General features: G+C 66.6%; 18 protein-coding genes. 12 read left to right on the top strand and 6 right to left on the bottom strand.

What is annotated here, in order from left to right; genetic code table 11:
• The first annotated feature begins 4 nt into the window (after positions 1–4).
• The 6 genes from YWW_RS35025 (at position 5) to YWW_RS0110875 (ending at position 3,942) form a co-directional block, all read left to right on the top strand.
• The gene (locus YWW_RS35025; RefSeq protein WP_081687365.1) at positions 5–280 is read left to right on the top strand and encodes a WhiB family transcriptional regulator; all 276 of its coding nucleotides are present in this window, start codon (positions 5–7) and stop codon (positions 278–280) included.
• An 85-nt stretch (positions 281–365) separates the two neighbouring features.
• Complete coding sequence (locus YWW_RS0110895) at positions 366–1,187, top strand: hypothetical protein (RefSeq protein ID WP_026930147.1); 822 nt, start codon at positions 366–368, stop codon at positions 1,185–1,187.
• An 86-nt stretch (positions 1,188–1,273) separates the two neighbouring features.
• On the top strand, positions 1,274–2,125 hold the full coding sequence (locus tag YWW_RS0110890) for a hypothetical protein (protein WP_155830112.1): 852 nt from the start codon (positions 1,274–1,276) through the stop codon (positions 2,123–2,125).
• A 109-nt stretch (positions 2,126–2,234) separates the two neighbouring features.
• Complete coding sequence (locus YWW_RS0110885) at positions 2,235–3,023, top strand: hypothetical protein (RefSeq protein ID WP_155830111.1); 789 nt, start codon at positions 2,235–2,237, stop codon at positions 3,021–3,023.
• Positions 3,024–3,091: 68 nt separating this feature from the next.
• Entirely contained in the window at positions 3,092–3,493 is a 402-nt protein-coding gene (locus YWW_RS0110880) for a hypothetical protein (RefSeq protein WP_155830110.1), read from the top strand.
• Positions 3,494–3,582: 89 nt separating this feature from the next.
• Positions 3,583–3,942 (top strand): hypothetical protein, encoded by a 360-nt coding sequence (locus YWW_RS0110875; RefSeq protein WP_026930143.1) that lies wholly within the window; start codon positions 3,583–3,585, stop codon positions 3,940–3,942.
• Here the strand turns inward: YWW_RS0110875 and YWW_RS34005 are convergent.
• Positions 3,903–4,661, bottom strand: a complete 759-nt coding sequence (locus tag YWW_RS34005; protein ID WP_051325651.1) for a prepilin peptidase — start codon at positions 4,659–4,661, stop codon at positions 3,903–3,905. The genes YWW_RS0110875 and YWW_RS34005 overlap by 40 nt on opposite strands.
• Positions 4,662–4,823: 162 nt before the next feature.
• On the opposite strand from YWW_RS34005, the gene YWW_RS36435 reads away from it, so the two are divergent.
• The 4 genes from YWW_RS36435 (at position 4,824) to YWW_RS0110850 (ending at position 8,111) form a co-directional block, all read left to right on the top strand.
• Entirely contained in the window at positions 4,824–5,465 is a 642-nt protein-coding gene (locus tag YWW_RS36435; protein ID WP_026930142.1) for a hypothetical protein, read from the top strand.
• A complete protein-coding gene (locus YWW_RS29665; protein WP_051325650.1) occupies positions 5,462–6,331 on the top strand; it encodes a TRM11 family SAM-dependent methyltransferase in 870 nt (289 codons plus the stop codon). The genes YWW_RS36435 and YWW_RS29665 overlap by 4 nt, the downstream gene beginning before the upstream one ends.
• A gap of 230 nt (positions 6,332–6,561) precedes the next feature.
• Positions 6,562–6,735: a helix-turn-helix transcriptional regulator gene (locus YWW_RS35020; RefSeq protein ID WP_081687363.1), complete on the top strand. Its 174-nt coding sequence runs from the start codon at positions 6,562–6,564 to the stop codon at positions 6,733–6,735.
• Positions 6,732–8,111 (top strand): tyrosine-type recombinase/integrase, encoded by a 1,380-nt coding sequence (locus tag YWW_RS0110850; protein ID WP_026930141.1) that lies wholly within the window; start codon positions 6,732–6,734, stop codon positions 8,109–8,111. The genes YWW_RS35020 and YWW_RS0110850 overlap by 4 nt, the downstream gene beginning before the upstream one ends.
• 646 nt (positions 8,112–8,757) lie before the next feature.
• Here the strand turns inward: YWW_RS0110850 and YWW_RS34000 are convergent.
• The 4 genes from YWW_RS34000 to YWW_RS36880 form a co-directional block, all read right to left on the bottom strand.
• The gene (locus tag YWW_RS34000; protein ID WP_051325649.1) at positions 8,758–9,675 is read right to left on the bottom strand and encodes a C40 family peptidase; all 918 of its coding nucleotides are present in this window, start codon (positions 9,673–9,675) and stop codon (positions 8,758–8,760) included.
• A gap of 607 nt (positions 9,676–10,282) precedes the next feature.
• Complete coding sequence (locus YWW_RS0110840; protein ID WP_211228516.1) at positions 10,283–10,789, bottom strand: DUF305 domain-containing protein; 507 nt, start codon at positions 10,787–10,789, stop codon at positions 10,283–10,285.
• 408 nt (positions 10,790–11,197) lie between these two features.
• The gene (locus YWW_RS0110835) at positions 11,198–12,619 is read right to left on the bottom strand and encodes an MFS transporter (protein WP_026930139.1); all 1,422 of its coding nucleotides are present in this window, start codon (positions 12,617–12,619) and stop codon (positions 11,198–11,200) included.
• 131 nt (positions 12,620–12,750) lie between these two features.
• Complete coding sequence (locus YWW_RS36880) at positions 12,751–13,011, bottom strand: heavy-metal-associated domain-containing protein (RefSeq protein WP_035702179.1); 261 nt, start codon at positions 13,009–13,011, stop codon at positions 12,751–12,753.
• Positions 13,012–13,173: 162 nt separating this feature from the next.
• Between YWW_RS36880 and YWW_RS33995 the strand changes: the two genes are divergently transcribed.
• On the top strand, positions 13,174–14,154 hold the full coding sequence (locus tag YWW_RS33995) for a helix-turn-helix transcriptional regulator (RefSeq protein WP_051325648.1): 981 nt from the start codon (positions 13,174–13,176) through the stop codon (positions 14,152–14,154).
• A 247-nt stretch (positions 14,155–14,401) separates the two neighbouring features.
• Here YWW_RS33995 and YWW_RS0110820 read toward each other — a convergent pair whose 3' ends face one another.
• Positions 14,402–15,196 carry an AraC family transcriptional regulator gene (locus YWW_RS0110820; protein ID WP_026930138.1) on the bottom strand — a complete coding sequence of 265 codons (795 nt, stop codon included), beginning with the start codon at positions 15,194–15,196 and terminating at the stop codon, positions 14,402–14,404.
• Positions 15,197–15,354: 158 nt separating this feature from the next.
• Here YWW_RS0110820 and YWW_RS0110815 point away from each other — a divergent pair, with 158 nt between their 5' ends.
• Positions 15,355–16,836 (top strand): MFS transporter, encoded by a 1,482-nt coding sequence (locus tag YWW_RS0110815; protein WP_026930137.1) that lies wholly within the window; start codon positions 15,355–15,357, stop codon positions 16,834–16,836.
• Positions 16,837–16,924: the final 88 nt, after the last annotated feature.

Raw genomic sequence — 16,924 nt, 5'->3', positions numbered from 1 at the left:
TGACATGTCCGGCTACCTGCTGCCGCCGCGGTGGTACCGCGAGGCGATCTGCGCTCAGACCGATCCGGAGGTGTTCTTCCCCGGCAAGGGCCAGTCCGCCGACTCAGCCCGGCGGATCTGCGCCGCCTGCCCGGTCCAGCCCGAATGCCGCACCTACGCGCTCGACCATCCGAGCTTGTGCGGGATTTGGGGCGGGAGCAGCGAGATGCAGCGCAAACGCCTCCGCGCCAAAACCCGACGAGCGGCGACGCCTCGAAAGTCCACAACAGCCAATCCGTAACCGAAGCCGACGTGCGGCCAGGACCCCGCTTGGAACCCGGATCCCGGCCGCACCGGCACCAACCCAGAGAAGAAAGGAAAGCGCCGTGCCTCAGATTGCATCGCACGAGCACCACCATCCGCAACCGACATCCGCGTCCATCACCTACCTCGGCGGTCAGCTGGTCGTCGACACCGATGCGGCGGCCCGACACCTGTTCGCCGCGCTCGGCCTCGACGCCGGAACCGGGGCCGCGTTCACCCGCGCCTGGCACTCCCGGGCTTGGCTGCTCGCGAGCCGCCTTGACCAAATCCCCGAGACGGCCGACTTGGCGGGGCCCTTCCCGCCCGAGGGCCGACAGGTGGTCCGGCGGGACTTCCCGGTCCACTTCGTCGCCGACCTGAACGCGGCCGATATCGAGGCCGACCTGAACACGGTCTGCTTCGATGACGCCGAGAAGCGGTTCCTCGACGCCGACCGTGCCGTGCAGGTCCTGCGCCTGTATGAGCCCGCAGCGCTCACCGAGGTCGCCTGGCCCCACTGCCCGACCGCCAACCTCGGCTTGACCAAACCGGTACCAGCCACGCGAGCCCTCAGCACCTGGGTGTTGCGGCCTGGCAGCTACCTGCTGTGCTGGCGCTTCCCTTGGCGGCGTCCAGCGCTGGTCGCCGCCGCCCGTACCGAACAGGAGCCGACCGGTGAGGCCATCGCCAACTTGCCGGGCTTCCAGGCCCGCCGTCTGACCGCCGTCTGCGACGGATGCGGAAGCGAATGGATGGCATTCAGAGGAGAGACACGCTTCGTGCTGCGCTTCTGTTGCCCCTCCGGCGGCGGCTGGAACTACCCGGAGGCCACCGGTCGCACCGGCACCGAGGTCGACTGCCCGAGCCACGAATGTGAGGGCGGACGCGTCCGCCTGACCAACTGACCACTATCTACGAAGCGCCGCACCGGGATCCCGGTGCGGCGCTTCGCCTCGCCCGATCAACGAACAACAACAGGAAGGCATCTGCAATGACAGCAGTACAACGGTCCTCGGTGGGCCTGACTCCGAAGGCCGCGAAGGTCGTCAACGCCATCAAACGCGGACTCGACACCGGCATATGGCGGCGCGTGTCCGACCGGTTCGGCTACGGCTTCGAAGCGCGCCGCCCCGTTGCCGGAGGTATCGGCGACGAGCACACCCGGTTCAGCCTGCGGCAGCACGGCCGCACCGTCAAGCCCTGGTATCAAGGCGACGCGATCACGCTCGCACGTGCCCTGGGCATCATCGCCGACCCATACCGCTTCGCCGCACCCGTGTTCGGCACCGACGGTGACAACCCGCGCCCGATCGACACCAGGGACCCCACGATGCCCGTCCCCGAGCCGCTGACGGCGAAGATCTGCACGAACCGGCTGTGGGCCTGCTCGATCGGCCGCCACGGCACCGACTCGGACCGGTTCTACGAGTCCATCGACGTCCAATACCACGTCTCGTTCCTCAAGCGGGTCTATGACATCGATCTGACCGACGTGTTCGCCGAGGCCGACGAAGGGCTGCGATACCACTGCTACCGCCGAACCGGGCCCTGGCAGCGCCGCCGAGACCTCGACACCGAATGGGACCGTGAGGTCCATCTGGCACCGGTGGCCTGGGTCGAGTCCTTCGGCGACGAATTCGAACTATGGACCGCCGACCCGGCCGCCGGACGCGAGCCCGAGCGGATCGCATTCGCCGACACGCCCGCCGACTTGGCGGCTCAACGCGCCGAGGCCGAGCGGAGCGGGGCCGTCACCGGGATCTACCAGCACCTGATCGCCCCCGAGGGACTGCGGCTCGAGTACACCCGCCGCAACCGCGACCGGTCCGAAGCCTGCTACTGACCAGCCGCGCGGCACTCGTCTATCTCACTCGCTGTGGCGCAGCCAGAAGCCCGTCTTCCACAACCTGGCTCTGGCTGCGCCCGGCACTCCACCGAAAGGAAAGAATGCCTTGACCAGTCAACCAAACCACGCAGCACGCTGCAACACGCCACAGGTCACGCTCACCGAGCACGGGTTGGCCATCGACGCGACCACCACCATCATGGCCGCCTACAGCACCCTCGCCATCAGCGGATCGCTCGCCCTGGCCGCGTTGTTCGCCAGCGGCCCCGACATGCGCTGCTCCATCGAGCGGCCGGCGAAACGCCGCTCCGCGACCGACAGCGCCTCCAACGCTCACACTGGTGACAAGGTGCGCTTGGAGAGCCTGGTGCCCAGTGCAGTCGCAGCCGCCGCGACCGCTGCCGGATATGAGACCGGATGCCGGCTGGTGTGGGCCGATCGGATCGGTGCCACCTTCGCCAACCGACCGCGCTTGATCGAGGCGATGGACGTCGGTACCGGCTTCACCTACGAGCGTGCAGCCCCCGCACACTTGGGCACCGGCGCCATCGTCTCCAGAGGCGACGTCCCACAGGGCAGCTACCTGGTCTTCTCGGTCGGGCTCGGCGTGCCGACAGTACAAGCGGTGGCCAGGGTCGAACAGATCCCCACCACCGAGGCCCTGGCCGCGATCGACGGCTTCGCCGCTGATCGGATCACCGCTGCCTGCGGACGCTGCCACCGGCAGTGGACCGCTCGCGACGGTCGTCCCATCTTCGACCCCGCCGATCCTGACGGGATCGAATGGGACCTTGGCCAGGCGGCCAACCTCGGATTCATCACCGGCACCGTCGACTGCCCTGTCCCCGACTGCCCTGGCCGGGTCGGCTTCACCGCTGCAGGAGGCCAGGCATGAGCGACCTGTCGAAACAGGCATCGATGGTCTGCGGGACCTGCTCGCAGCCGTTGAACCGATTCCTGCCCATGGACGCCGACGGCGCCTTCACCGGCGAGGTCGAATACCGGCACCGTTCCGACGAGACCGACCACGAACCAGTCCCGCAACCCGCCGCCGAGCACTTCGCCGCCGACCTGGACTTGGCGTGCGACTTCTGCAACGCCACCGATCCGGTCTGGAGTTACCGCGCGCCGGGAATCGGCAGCCTCGCCTTCGACGGTGACGACCAGGTTGTCCACGAAGATGACTTCGGCGATGACTGGGCGGCGTGCCGCACCTGCGCCCACCTGATCGAGCGCGGCATGCGCCGCCGACTGCTCGATCGCGCCGTAGCGGCGTTCGGCGACCCGGCGCTCCGTCCTGGCCTGCAAGCCCTGCATGCCGCGTTCTTCCTGCAAAAGCGAGGAAAACGGCGCCGCCTCGGCTGAGCAGGTACGCCACATCGCACTACCGACGGTCGGGTCCGCCACGCGGGCCCGACCGTTCTCGTTACCCAAACAACGTTGAAAGGCATCACATGGACACCTACCGGCTCCGGGCAGATCTGTCCCGTGAATTCAACATCGGACGACTCATCGAACTCGGTATCGATTCCAAGGACCTGTTCGAACAGATCAACCGCAAGATCGACAGGCCGTTCTACACCAGCCTGACGCACCTGGGCGTACTTGCCGAGAACCTGCGAGCCGCGCTCGCCGATCCCAGCGCTCCGGACATCGATGCGCTTGTACGGCACCCCGGTCCCGCCGTGTTCGGCGTCGGTGGGATCGACGCCTTCGATCGGCACCGGTGCGTCGAACACGGCCACCGCGCCACACCCACGGTCCTCAGCCAGCATCACGAGCGCGTCCGCCTCATCGGCCTGATGCGTCGCTGACGCCATCCGTGTGGGCCCCGGCAGCGGGGCCCACACGCCTCAACGCCATCGCTTTGCGGGGCTTTTCTTTTACCCATTAAGTCCATAATGGAGTATATAATGGCGAGCCACCACCCAACGAACAGGAAAGGACCGAACGGCACCAGTGCCACATCCCGGTGAGCCAGACGCAACCCCAATCCGGTGATGCCACTGAGCAGCATTCCTGCCGCCAAAGCGAGTACGACCGCCTCCAGTCCAGCCCAAGCCAGGGTCATGGCCACCACCGACGCCGCCGCGACATCCCCGCCACCGACACCACCGCGAGAGGCCAGCGCGAGCACGATCATCACGACTGCCACCGCTGCTGCGGTGATGAGACTGCGGGCCAGGTAGGGCGTGAAGGCCAATGCCAGCAGTGCTACGGCGGCCACCGCGCCAGTGATGACGAAGGGAATACGGCGCGCCGCCATATCGACCACTGCGATTCCAGGGCTGGCCGCCGCGAACGCGGTGACCGCCACGCCTACCGCAGCACCGGGGGCGATCGTCCAAGCGGCAATCGCTGCAATCGTGGAAGCCGCCACCAGCGTGAGCGTCCAGGCGGCACGGACACCGGGCTCGACCCCGCGCCAGTCCGCGCGCTCGTCGGAGGATTCGAGTGCGAACGCGGTCCGAGCCAGCGTCGCACCGCACAAGGCTCCGCCCAAGGCGATCACGGCTGCGGCGACGACGCTCATGGCGCCAATCTAGGAGGCGGGCCGGGCAAGCGTGAGCTTTTCGCTCTCAAGGCGCTGGGACGAGGCTGTGACTGCTCGGCCTGTCACAGCGGCGGTCACAGGCTGTCACAGGCGGTGGTTTCTTATCGCCTTGGTTCCGCAGGACGGCGCGAGACGCCAACCATGCAATTCATCAACAACAACACCCGAGGATCCGGCCTCGGCCGGGTCGACGTGCCGCTGAGCGTGTGGTCGGTCTGGGACGACGAACACCTGATCGAGCTGCTGGTGAACCAGTTCACCGTCAAGTACGAGAAGGTCGTCCTCGTCGGCCTGGCCGGCGCCAACCGCGTCGTCGAGGCCCGGCGCTCAGCAGTCGCATTCTGCGACGCTGAGGCCGCCGAGACCGAACACGCAAAGCTGCAGGCGACCGGACCGGCGACCGCCGTGTTCGGTTTCATCGAACCGGTCTGCGACCGCACCGCATCCGAACTGCTTCAGGCAGCCGAGCACACTGCGGCCTTGACCATCTGCACCGACGATCCCGAACGCGACAGTGTCGCCTGGGCGGCGCTCGCGGCCACGGTGCGCCCGTTCGGACTGCTGGCCGTGATCTGGGACGAGGACCGGCCCACGCTCAAGTCACGCATCGCCTGCGAGGCCGCCGAGCTGCACTACGTCGGCCACCTCATCACCGCGCGCGTCTCCTCGTTCGACCGCGCCGTAGTCACCGCCGAATCGCTCGAACAGACCGGACCGGGGGTCCACGGCCGGATCGTCGAACACATCGGGCTGTGGTCGAAGTACCCCAGGAGCGGCCTGTGAACAGCGAAGCATCGCTCTCGGACCTGTGGGCGACGGGACAAGCGATCCCGCGCGTGCAACGCGCCGACCGCTACGCCTCGGTGTCGGGACCGCATCCGGCGAAGATGTGGCCGATGACGGCACGACACGCGATCGCCGCCTACTCCCGGCCGGGGGACCTGGTGATCGATCCAATGGCCGGGATCGGCACGGTCCTGGTCGAAGCCATCGAACTCGGCCGGGCGGCCTGGGGCGCCGACATCGAACCTGAATGGGTCGCGGCCGCTGCGGGGAACCTGCACCTGGCCCGCCAGCGCTGGCCGAGTGCAAGCGCGAGTGTGGTCCGCGGAGACGCCCGGCGCCTCACCCGGCTCCTGCCCAGGCGACTGCACGGTCACGTCGATCTGATTGTCACCAGCCCGCCCTACGGCCGGGCAACCCATGGCCGCGCGTGGACGGCCAAGGAGACCGGCGGGAAGGTCCGCAAGACCGGGTATGAGTACAGCACCGGCCGGGCCCGACCATCGCAGCTCGCCCGCAAACCGATCGACGAACTTCTCGCCGGGCTCGGCCAGATCTTCACCGGCTGCTATCGGGTGCTCGCACCTGGCGGGAGGATGGTCATCACCTGCCGTCCGTTCACCGATCGGCGGCGGCTCATCGACTTCCCGCTGCTGCTCACTGAGCTATGCGAAAACCTCGGGTTCTGCTTGGAGCGCCGATGCGTCGCGCTGCTGGGCGAATGGGAGGCCGAGGAGCACCGTCTTCGGCCCATCCATTCCTTCTTCGGACTCCACAACACCCGCGTCGCGATCGAACAGGGCCGCCCGGCGCTCCTGCGCAGCCACGAGGACATCCTCGTGCTGGTCAAGGGCGGTGCGCCGTGAACCGAGAGCACCACCGCAATGAGGACGAATCGCCACGAGAAGCTGGCGATCGAGTCGTCATTGATCGTCCAAAAAGTATTTCCTTCGAAGCTCGTACCTGCAACGAGTGCGAGCTAGCGTCGCCGGAAACGACCGTCCGTCCGGAAAGGCCGGACGGAAGCGGCCCCGGCCAGAACGATTCCAGTCAACCCGGCCGGGACCGCGCATCCCAGAAAGGACGCAGTTCCATCATGACCGTGGACGACGTGTGCGCGTACCTAGGGGTCGCGCGCAGCACCCTGTACGACTGGCACGCCAAAGGGCGGGCCCCGCGCAGCATCAAACTCCCCGGCGGCCAGCGCCGCTATCGCTTCACCGATATCGAGGCGTTCCTGGCCGCTCACGAGGACGGAGGTGCCGCATGAACACCTCGTATGACGTGCAGCTGTGGGACCCGACGAAGCGGAAAGACATCAAGCGACGTCCGTGGCGCTTCCGCTGGGCGGTGGCGGGGCGAGAGCAGACCAAGCAGTTCGCGACCAAAGCCGCCGCCAACGGACGCAAGTCGGACTTCCAGACCGCCTTGAACAGGGGAGAAGCGTTCGACATCGAAACCGGTCTGCCGGTCTCCGAGCTTCGCGAGCTCGCGCGGCAGAGCCAGCAGATCTCCGTCATCGAGGCAATGAAGCGCTTCGTGGACTCCAAGTGGGACCAGTCTTCGGCGCATCACCGCGCGAACATCGCCGAGGTCTGCATGTGGGCCTCGATCGCCCTCCTACCTGCCACGCTGGAGAGCGTTGATGCGGTCGCGTTGCGGCGGTCGCTTCGGCGCTGGGCGTTCAACTCCAAGCAACGCCAGGACGCCCCCGAGGACACAGCACGCATCCTCGGGTGGGCTGAACGCCATGCTCCTGCGATCGGCGTGCTCGACAAGGAACACACCGTCGAGAAGACACTCTCATCGATGCTGCAGAAGTTCGACGGCACGGCGCGTTCGAGTCACTGCCGTAGGCGAGCCCGCACCATTTTCAGCGCGATCTGCGAATACGCCGTCAAGGAGGGACTACTCGAAATGAACCATGTCAAGGCGATCAAGCCGGCGCGGGCCAAGTCTGGCGAGGCGATTGACGTGCGCCGAGCCGCCGGCCCGCAGCAGGTCTCCCGTTTTCTGAGGCAGGTTCACCAACGCAAGCCGAACGGGTGGCGATACCGTCCCTACTTCGCCACTCAGGTCTACGGTGCACTCCGACCCGAGGAGGCGATTGCGCTGCACGTGGAAGACCTCGATCTTCCGGACGAAGGTGGGTGGGGATGGCTGCATCTCCACAAATCGGCCTCCCATGTCGGCAGCGCGTGGACCGACACCGGGGATGCCCGCGACGATCGAGGGCTCAAGATGCGCGACCGCGATTTCATCCGCACAGCTCCATGTCCACCGCAGCTCACCGTCATCCTGCTCGACTACATGAGCCAATCGGACTTCAAGCCGGGCTCCGAAGGTCAACTGTTCACTCGTGCGGACGGAAAGCTACTGGCGGAGTGCACCATCAGGCGCATCTTCCATGGTGCTCGGGCGAAGACCTTCAGCGGCGAAGAATTGAAGACACCGCTGCTGAAACGTCAATACGACCTGCGGCACACGTGCGTCTCCACCTGGCTCCACGCCGGGGTTCCGGCCACGCAGGTCGCCGAATGGGCCGGGCACAGCGTGGCCGTCCTGCTCAGGGTCTACGCCAAGTGCCTCGCGGGACAGGATGAGGCTGTCCGACGCCGAATTGAAGACACTCTGACCGAAAAGTGAGCCAAACAGCACGACATCAGATCTGAGGTCGCCCGTCTATCAACCTTCCGTTGGTAGACGGGCTTCTCGCACTTGGGAGGCTCCTCCGACAGCCTTGAGAAATCACGCGGTAGCAGCGGCAAGCTTCAACGGCTTGGCGCTCCAGCGCTCGGGTGAGTCCCACGCGCTGCCGCCAGCGGGGGAGTCCGTGGTGACCCTACTTGCTGGTTGCTGCCCGCAACGCTGTGGAAGCGCGTCGACGGCACGCCCTGTCGGCGCTCGCCGCTATCGTTAAGACACTCGGTTTGTCACGCAAGGGCACGCGAAGGTTGGATGTCGCAGGATGAACAGGTCACACACGCATTTCATTGGGGGATCGGGCCACGAAACAGGCAAGGAGGTGGCGCGATAGTGGCCTTCAAAAAGTCGGACCTGTACAGCTCATTGAGCTTGTTGCACCTTGATTGGATTTCATCGCGAGGTTGGTATTAGACAGACTGCCAGGAACTGAGGTCCGGTGGTGCCTGTCCACCAGGCCTATGCGCGTTACGCACTCTTGCCGGTTTGCGGGGAAGGCATCAGGTGCAATCCGTTGAGATTCTGACAACCGTGGACAACTCGTGTCTTGCTACGCCCAGCACCAGTGACGGCTCGCCGATTCAGTGTCCTAATGGAGGACGGTAGTCGTGCCGTAGTAGACGTTGCCGTGGTCGAGCTCGACGACCTTCACGACGGTCCGGGAGTTCGGGGCGTGCACGATCAGGCCGTTGCCGATGTACATGCCCATGTGGGAGAGATCGTTGTAGAACACCAGGTCACCTGGTTGCAGATCGTCGCGGCTGATCTTCGGGGTCGAGTTGTACTGGGCGGCGGCATTGTGCGGCAGGTCGATCCCGATCTGCGCGTAGGAGCGCAGAATGAGGCCCGAGCAGTCATAGGAGTCCGGACCGGCGGATCCCCACACATATGGCTTGCCGACCTGGTCGAGCGCGAACGAGATGACCGCGTACTCATCGTCGGTCATCTGCGGCAGGTCGTAGTCGGTGATCGCGTCGCCCGCGGCGGCCTGCCACTCCTCCTCGAGGCCGTCCATCCGCTCGTTGAGCTCGTCCTGCTGCTGCTCCAGCTCGGCCTCCTGCTCGTCGAGGTCGTCCTGGAGGTCGCCCAGGAGATTGAGCTGAATCGTGTACTCCTCGGAGGCGGTTTTCAGCTCGTCTATGAGGTCGAATTTGTAGAGGTTCGCCGAGTTGAGCCGGTCGAGGCGTTCGACGAACGCGTCGGGGGAACCCGACTCCAGCAGCAGCGCGACATCGCCGATACCCTGATCCACGTACGTCGCGGTGATGTAGTCGGCGAGCTGCTCGCGCAGGGTGCCCAGCTCCGCCTCGGCCGTGTCCAGGGACTCCTGGGTCTGCGCGATCATGTCACGGTTGTCCTGCGCTTCTTCCGCCAGTTGGTTGTACGCCTCGACCGCTGCGGTCAGATCCCCTTCGGTTTCCTCGATCTCGTCGTTGATCTCCGAGGTGTCCCGCTGGGCCCAGGCTGGGGCCGAGCCCACCGCGGAGACGAGGAGACCGCCTACCACAGCGATAGAAGTCCATTTACGACGAATAGATGACGGCTTCACGAGCATGGTGCTCCTTCGGGGAGGTCGGGATGCAACGCGGCCGCGGAGAACGCAGCCGCGGGAATGGGGACATCACGGCAGTCATCAAACTCGCGGTGCCCCGTCGACAAGAGGCGGGAGTCGAACATACCCACAAACTACTATCAGCGATAGCAGTCATTCGCGAGTGGGTCCCGCGTTGCCTGTCTCCCCAGCATGGTGTGCCGTTCTCAGTCCGTGCATACCAGAGCCAGAAGGCCATGACCGCCTACGTCTTCCGGGCATGGTCGCTCCCAAGTCGATTGCTGCCCTTGCAGAGGACGCGGTGTCACACCTAGCAGCAGGCGAAGCCCGCAGTGGTGAGGATCGGTGCGGCGAGGATCAGCACTGGCGCGGTCACTGCGGCGGCGTTGCTACCGAGGGTCGTGCTCACTCCCGCCCGTCCGGGAGCGTCGAGGAGGGGTTCAATGCGGCCGATGGTGCCACCGCTCGCGGTCAGCGTCTTAGCCGGTTCTACCCAGGAGAACCGGACATCAGCCGTTTCCTCCCATGCTTTGATTGCGGGCGGAACGGATCCGAAGCGACATCAATCCGTAGGACATTGACGGCCGGCGGACGCGGAGAAGTCGGGAACCGGTCGGTCTTGTGCCTCCTTGGCGGTATCGGCCACGCCGTTGCGCTCGATGTCCTCGATGAGCCACTGCATCTCGAGGATTTCCCGGCGCTGTGCCTCGCTGATCTGCACGGCGAGCTCGCAGACTCGCACGTCCTCGATCTGGGCGTGCTCGGACCGGGTGATGGCCATCGAGTGGTGAGGGATCATGGAGTTCATCCACCCGAGGTCGCCCACGGTGACTTGGCTGCGGTCGAGGAACGCGCCGCCACCGAGCAACAGCAGGCTTGCCAGGACGATGCCCAGGTTCACCTTCATATTGCGGAACATGTTCAGCATCCATCCGAGCATCACCAGGCCCATGGCCCCGCCCATGGTGAGTGCCATGAACATGCGGCTCTCGCTCCAGCGGATATGCCACCATTCCCAAGTGCTGACGAACATCACGGCGTACATGACGACCATGGCGGTCAGGATCATCGCCCCGAACCGCAGGTACATTTTCGTGTCAGGTGACCGGTGCATATCTTGTGACTGCCCCATATCCTGGCCGGCACCGTCTGAATCACGCTTATCTCTCACTGAAAAGCCTCCGTTCCCGGGTTTGAATCCTGAGTCTATGCACGGTTCTGTCTGGTATTGATATGCTATATCCACAAATTGATTGGAATAAACAACTGTCTTCGCTCACTGGTGCGAGATCTAGACTTCAGGCCTGGTTCTCCGGTGCGAACGACGCCCTACGCTGGGTGCTGCACTACGACGACGTGCTCTGAGGAAGCTCAGCGGGCGAGCCCCGAATGGCTCGGTAGCACTTCAGACGAGTCGGCGGGTCCGGGACATGTCCCGGACCCGCCGTGATTTGCAGGGTGTTCGCTCACCTCCGCTTCAGGCCGCTTTGGTCAGTTGGGCGGCCTTGGCCGGTCGCATGACCGCAGTGGTCAAGGCGGCCGCTGCGAGTGCGATGACGGCCGCCGTGATGAAGGCGGTGGAGAACCCGTCGGTCAGTGCGGCTGTGTCTCCGATCTGACCTGCGCCGTAGGGGACCGCCACGGCGGTCACCACGGCCAGGCCGAGCGCGGAGCCGATCTGGTAGCCGGTGTTGACGATGCCCGAGGCCAGACCGCCTTCCTCCGGTTTGGCGCTGGAGATCGCCGTCTGGAGCGACGGGATGAACGCCAGGGACATGCCCAGCGCCGCCAGCAGCGAGGCAGGGAGGACATCGGCCCAGAACGTGCCGTCGGCTCGGATGAACGAGAGCCAGTACAGGCCGCCGGCCAGCAGGACCAGGCCGGTCACGGTCATCGCCTTGGCGCCGAAGCGCGCCATGAGCCTGGGCGCGAGAGCCACCATTCCCACCATGATGAGCAGTGTCATCGGCACCAGCGCCGCCCCCGAGGGGAACGCCGAGAAGCCGAGCACCTGCTGCAGGTAGAGGTTCAGGAAGAACCACATCGGCACCCACGCCGCACCCAGCAACAGCTGCGCCAGGTTGGCCGCGCCGAGGTTCGGCGCGCGGAAGATCGACAGCGGCATCAGCGGCTGGCGGCGCTTGCCCTGCACGGCGACGAAGCCGACGAGCAGCGCAGCGGCGCCGACCAGGACACCCCAGGTGGCGGGGTCGGCCCAGCCGACCTCGGGGGCCCGGACGATCGCGAAGACCGCGCCGGCCAGTCCGAGGGTCGCCATGGCCGCGCCGAGCAGGTCGATCGAGCCGCGTTGGGCCCGCCCGCCGGGCAGCAGCGACCGGGCGGCGGCGAGAGCGAGGACGGCGACGGGGATGTTGATGTAGAACACCCATGGCCAGGAGGCGTACTCGGTGATCAGCCCACCGAGGAACACTCCGGCGGTGCCGCCTGCGGGCGCGGCGGCCCCATAGAACGCGAACGCTTTGGTCAGCTCTTTGGGATTGCCGCCGAACAGCATCATGAGCAGCGTCAGGGCCGAGGGGGCGATCAGCGCCGCACCGATGCCTTGGACGCCACGGCCGGTCAGTTCTACGGCGACGTTCGGGGCAAGGCCGGCGACGAGCGATCCGGCGGCCAGGATGACCCAGCCGAGGCTGAAGATGCGGCGCGCGCCGACCAGGTCGGACAGTCGCCCGCCGAGCAGCAGCAGGCCGCCGAAGACGACGACGTAGGCGTTGAACACCCACGACAGGTTCTCCTGGGTGAATCCGAGCGATGCTTGCATCTTCGGTAGAGCGACGCCGATGATCGAGGTGTCCATGATGACCATGAACTGGGCCAGGGCGATGAGCGCAAGGGCGAGCCAGCGCCGTGAGGCCGGTGGTGTCGTCGATTGCGACATGACACTCACTCCTTATACCGGTAGGGGGTATGCCGTGGAGGCACTACTCCGCTGAGCTTCGATCTCCTGAAGCCAGAAGACCGGCGACCCGAAGGCCGCCGGTCAGTTATAGCATACCCCTAGGGGGTATATCAATAGTGCTCTGCCAGACGGCCAGGGCGGTCGCCGACGGCGTCCCAGCCGGCTTCCCAGAGCGCGTCCGCGGCACACTCCACGGCGGACAGATCGTCGACGAGGACACTTATCGTCCCCTGTGCGGGCAGAATGTCGACCCCGAGGACCCCGACCAGGGCGACCAGCTCAGCTTTGAGGCTGTCGATGCAGTGGTCGCAGGTGTCGGCGGTGAGACCCGTGACGCGGAATGCGACGAGGCTGTAGTCAACGGTGATCAAGGCATCTCCTTCAGGACAGCTGTCCGTGGAACCTCATACCCGGGGCGGGTACGCTCTCGGACGTCTGTTCAAAGCATGGTCGTGCCGAACGCGCTTGTCCACGCATCGGCGTGTCCGGTGGTCGCCATGGCTGGAACCGGACACCGACGCGAGAGGAAGCCCATGGTCGACCACGCCGAAGACCAGGCCGTGCAAGAGGTGTATGCGAGGATGCGTCGCAACGGCGAGACGTTCGCCCAAGCGGTGGCGAGTGTGGGTCTGTCCAACACGGAGACACCGCTCGTCCGGCGGCGCCTCAGTGAACTCGGACTCCTGCACGGCACTGCTGAGATCGCCGTCGATGCCGTCGCCGCGCTCACCCGCATCCTCGGTGACGGTCGCGAGCGCCTCACCGAAGCCCTTGCGACGCTCACGGAACAGCAGGACAACACGTTGGCGCTGGCCAACGACTACCTGCGGCCGGCCGGCGACGAGCGAGCCGGTGCCGACGTCGAGATCCTACGCGACGACGACACGTTCCGGCCGCGCATCGAGGCGCTGCTCGACGAGTTCGCCTCGGCCGGCCGTCATGAATTGATCGAGACCCATCCCTACACCGCATGGGATCCCCGGCACTTGGATGCCGGGCTGCGACGCGACCGCGAACTACACGAACGCGGCGCTCAGATTCGACTCCTTTACTCCCAGAGAGGGTTGCGCCACGGTCCCTTGCGCGACAACCTACCGAAAAGACTTGAGCTGGGGGTACAGGTCAAGGCCACGCCGATCGTGCCGATCCGCATGGTCGTCTACGACCGGGAGGTGGCCGTCGTCGATGCTCCGAACGATCCCGATATTCGCGCCATCGTGCTGCGCAACCGCCTGCTCGTAGGGCCGCTGGTGGACTTCTTCGACTACTGCTGGCTGACCGCCACCGAGATCGACGACGTCCTGCGCGGTTCCGACGACTCAGGCCTGTCCGAGCAGCAGCGCGCCGTGCTGCGACTCTTGGCCACGGGGGCCAAGGACGAGGCCATCGCCCGCAGTCTCGGCGTGTCGGTCCGCACCGTGACCCGCGTCGTGGCCGAGCTGACCGGCCAGCTCGGGGCCACCAGCCGCTTCCAGGCGGGCGTGCAGGCGGCCCGTCTCGGCTGGCTGGACTGACATCTCGTTCATGGCGGCGAGTGCCTCCATATCGAACTTCAGCAGTGGCGAGGCCTCAGGTGCGGAGATCTCACCGTTCGGATAGTGGGTCCCCCAACAGCTGACCGCGCCGCAACAGTATGACCATGTTGGATAGACCGAGACTCGGAATAGTCCGGCTGCGGGCGATGCCCAGCCTGGGCCTGCTGAACACCTGCGCGTGTCGCCTCGTCCTGAAGTCTCGCCCGCACCCGGATGGCGAACTGCGCTAGCGCCCTGTCGTACCGGGCGTCTCGAACACGTCCTCGCCGTGCAGGTAGCGCTTCGGGGTGGTGCCGACGGTCCGGCGGAACGCCGCGAGGAACGCGCTCGGCGTCGAGTACCCCACGTCGCGGGCGACTTTTGACACCGGCTGCCCCTCGGCGAGCAGGGCCAGCGAAGCCCGGAGCCGCACCTGGGTGCGCCAGCGGTCGAAGCTCATGCCCGTGTCGCGGACGAACAGGCGTGTCAGGGTGCGTCGGCTCGCACCCACGGCTCGCGCGTGGGCTTCGAGGCCCCGTTGGTCCGCGGGGTCGGCCAGCAGCGCATCGGCCACGGCACAGGCGCGTTCGTCCACTGGGTACGGCACGTCGATGGGCATGGTCGGCAACGGCTGCAACAGGTCCAGGACGACCGCTTCGGCCCGCAGCCGCATCGCGTCGGCGAGGTCGTCCCGGTTGAGGTAGGCGATCAGGTGCGCCAGCAGCCCGTTCACGCCGACCGGCGTCGGCTCGGTCCAGTCCAGGCCGCACCGGTCCGGTTCGAGGTAGAGGCTGCACAGCACCGCGTCGCGGGTCGCACCGGTCCGGTGGACGACTCCTGCGGGCAGCCACAGCGCCCGGGTGGGCGGCAGGACCCAGTAGGTGTCGTCGACGGCGATGCTGAGCACGCCGCTGCGGGTCCAGGCCAGCTGGTGCTGCGGATGCCGGTGGGGGAGTATCCACTGCCCCGACGTCAACGGGAAGTTGCCGACGACGATCGCCCCCACCCCGGGCGGGACGGCGCCGACGATGGCCTCGGTCATGGAACCCATCTTATGTCCTCAACGCGACATGAATCGACCCCGTAGCGCATTGCGGCCAGCACGGTGCGCGCATAGCGTCGTCCCATGCCGATCATTCGCCCGCGCCACCGGCGCGACCGCAGCAGGGACTCGGCCGGATTTCCTCAGGGGCGCCGGCCATGAGCGCGACATCGACCCTCGCCACGACCGCCGGCCGCCGCCGACCGGCGCTGATGGTGTTGTGCTTCGTGCAGTTCATGCTCGTCCTGGACGACACCGTGGTGAGCGTGGCGCTCCCCAGCATCCGGGACGACCTCGGATTCAGCGCCACGGGCCTGACCTGGGTCGTCAACGCCTACTTCCTCGCCTTCGGCGGGCTGCTCTTGCTGTTCGGCCGCGCGGCCGACCTATGGGGCCGCCGACGCGTCTTCCTCACCGGCGTGGCGCTGTTCGGCGCGGCGAGCCTGCTCTGTGGGCTCGCACAGGAGCCATGGCAGCTCGTGACCGGGCGCTTCGTTCAGGGCGCGGGTGCGGCCATGGCCAGTCCGGCCGCACTGTCGCTGATCACACTGCTGTTCCCCGGCAGGGAGGAACGCGTCAAGGCGCTCAGCATTTGGGGTGGCATCGCGGCGCTGGGCGGCACGATGGGCCTGGTGATCTCGGGCGCGTTGACCGACCTCACCAGTTGGCGTTGGATCTTCCTCATCAATCTGCCCGTGGCCGCCCTCGCCCTCGTCCTACTCCCGCGCTTGGTCGCCGAGAGCCGGACTGCACGCGAGGCGCGCATAGACGTACCCGGTGCGATATTGGGCACCGGTGCCGTCGTGTGCTTGGTCTACGGTCTGCTTCAAGCCGGGGAGACCGGTTGGGGTGATGCGGCCGTCGTCGGCCCCCTGCTCCTTGCCGTCGCCTTGACCGCCGCGTTCCTCACGGCCGAGTCGCGCATCGCCGAGCCGTTGGTGCCGCTGTCGTTCCTGGCCTTCCGGATCCGTGCCGTCGCCAACAGCGCGACCCTGCTGTTCTCCGCCGCCTTCTACGCGATGGCGTTCCTGCTCATGATCCATCTCCAGACCGTCCTCGGCTACGGACCGCTCCAGGCGGGCATCGCCTATCTGCCGTACGGCGGCGGCATTCTCACGGGCATGTGGCTCTCCTACCGAGCGGTGATCAGGCTCGGGATGCGCTGGACACTGGTCGCGTCGTTCCTGATCAGCGCCGCCGGGCTGCTGTTGCTCTCCGGCGTGTCCCCGAGCGACGGCTATGTCTCCGGGGTGCTGCCCGGCATGCTCGTCACGAGCCTCGGATGCGGCCTGAGTCTGCCCGCCCTCTCGGTCGCAGCGGTCACGGACACCACCGAGGAGAACGCCGGTCTCGGTTCGGCCGTCTTCAGCTCCGTGCAGCAAGTCGGCGGCGCCGTGGGCGTGGCGGTGCTGGTCAGCCTGGCCACACGCCGCAGTGACGACCTGGCCGCCGCCACCGAGCCGCTGCTCGCCGAAACCGCCGGCTTCTCGTTCGCGCTCACGGTGGCCGCCACCCTCCTCGCACTCGGCGCCGTCCTCGTCGCCACACTGCTCGGCAATCGCCGCTCGGCATCGCCGACCGACGCCCGCAAGCCCCCGACAGACCAGAGAGCAGGCTCGGCGACCGAGCTCGTCCGCTAGACCAACGCCGATGCACGCGAGCCGCGCTCCGGCTAGCGCCCGGTGGCCTCCAAGTCGCAACGGGCCCGCCCCTCGACTGACCTGGTTG

Source organism: Glycomyces tenuis DSM 44171 (genome assembly GCF_000427885.1).
GTDB lineage: Bacteria > Actinomycetota > Actinomycetes > Mycobacteriales > Micromonosporaceae > Glycomyces > Glycomyces tenuis.
This window is presented reverse-complemented; position numbering and strand designations above follow the sequence as displayed.

Coding starts and splice junctions, on each gene's coding strand:
- YWW_RS33995 (WP_051325648.1), top strand. CDS start 13,174: ATGGTCGACCACGCCGAAGACCAGGCCGTGCAAGAGGTGTATGCGAGG.
- YWW_RS0110850 (WP_026930141.1), top strand. CDS start 6,732: ATGAACACCTCGTATGACGTGCAGCTGTGGGACCCGACGAAGCGGAAA.
- YWW_RS0110820 (WP_026930138.1), bottom strand. CDS start 15,196: ATGACCGAGGCCATCGTCGGCGCCGTCCCGCCCGGGGTGGGGGCGATC.
- YWW_RS36435 (WP_026930142.1), top strand. CDS start 4,824: ATGCAATTCATCAACAACAACACCCGAGGATCCGGCCTCGGCCGGGTC.
- YWW_RS0110875 (WP_026930143.1), top strand. CDS start 3,583: ATGGACACCTACCGGCTCCGGGCAGATCTGTCCCGTGAATTCAACATC.
- YWW_RS0110890 (WP_155830112.1), top strand. CDS start 1,274: ATGACAGCAGTACAACGGTCCTCGGTGGGCCTGACTCCGAAGGCCGCG.
- YWW_RS34005 (WP_051325651.1), bottom strand. CDS start 4,661: ATGAGCGTCGTCGCCGCAGCCGTGATCGCCTTGGGCGGAGCCTTGTGC.
- YWW_RS0110815 (WP_026930137.1), top strand. CDS start 15,355: ATGAGCGCGACATCGACCCTCGCCACGACCGCCGGCCGCCGCCGACCG.
- YWW_RS0110840 (WP_211228516.1), bottom strand. CDS start 10,789: ATGATCCTGACCGCCATGGTCGTCATGTACGCCGTGATGTTCGTCAGC.
- YWW_RS35025 (WP_081687365.1), top strand. CDS start 5: ATGTCCGGCTACCTGCTGCCGCCGCGGTGGTACCGCGAGGCGATCTGC.
- YWW_RS0110880 (WP_155830110.1), top strand. CDS start 3,092: ATGGACGCCGACGGCGCCTTCACCGGCGAGGTCGAATACCGGCACCGT.
- YWW_RS35020 (WP_081687363.1), top strand. CDS start 6,562: ATGACCGTGGACGACGTGTGCGCGTACCTAGGGGTCGCGCGCAGCACC.
- YWW_RS0110835 (WP_026930139.1), bottom strand. CDS start 12,619: ATGTCGCAATCGACGACACCACCGGCCTCACGGCGCTGGCTCGCCCTT.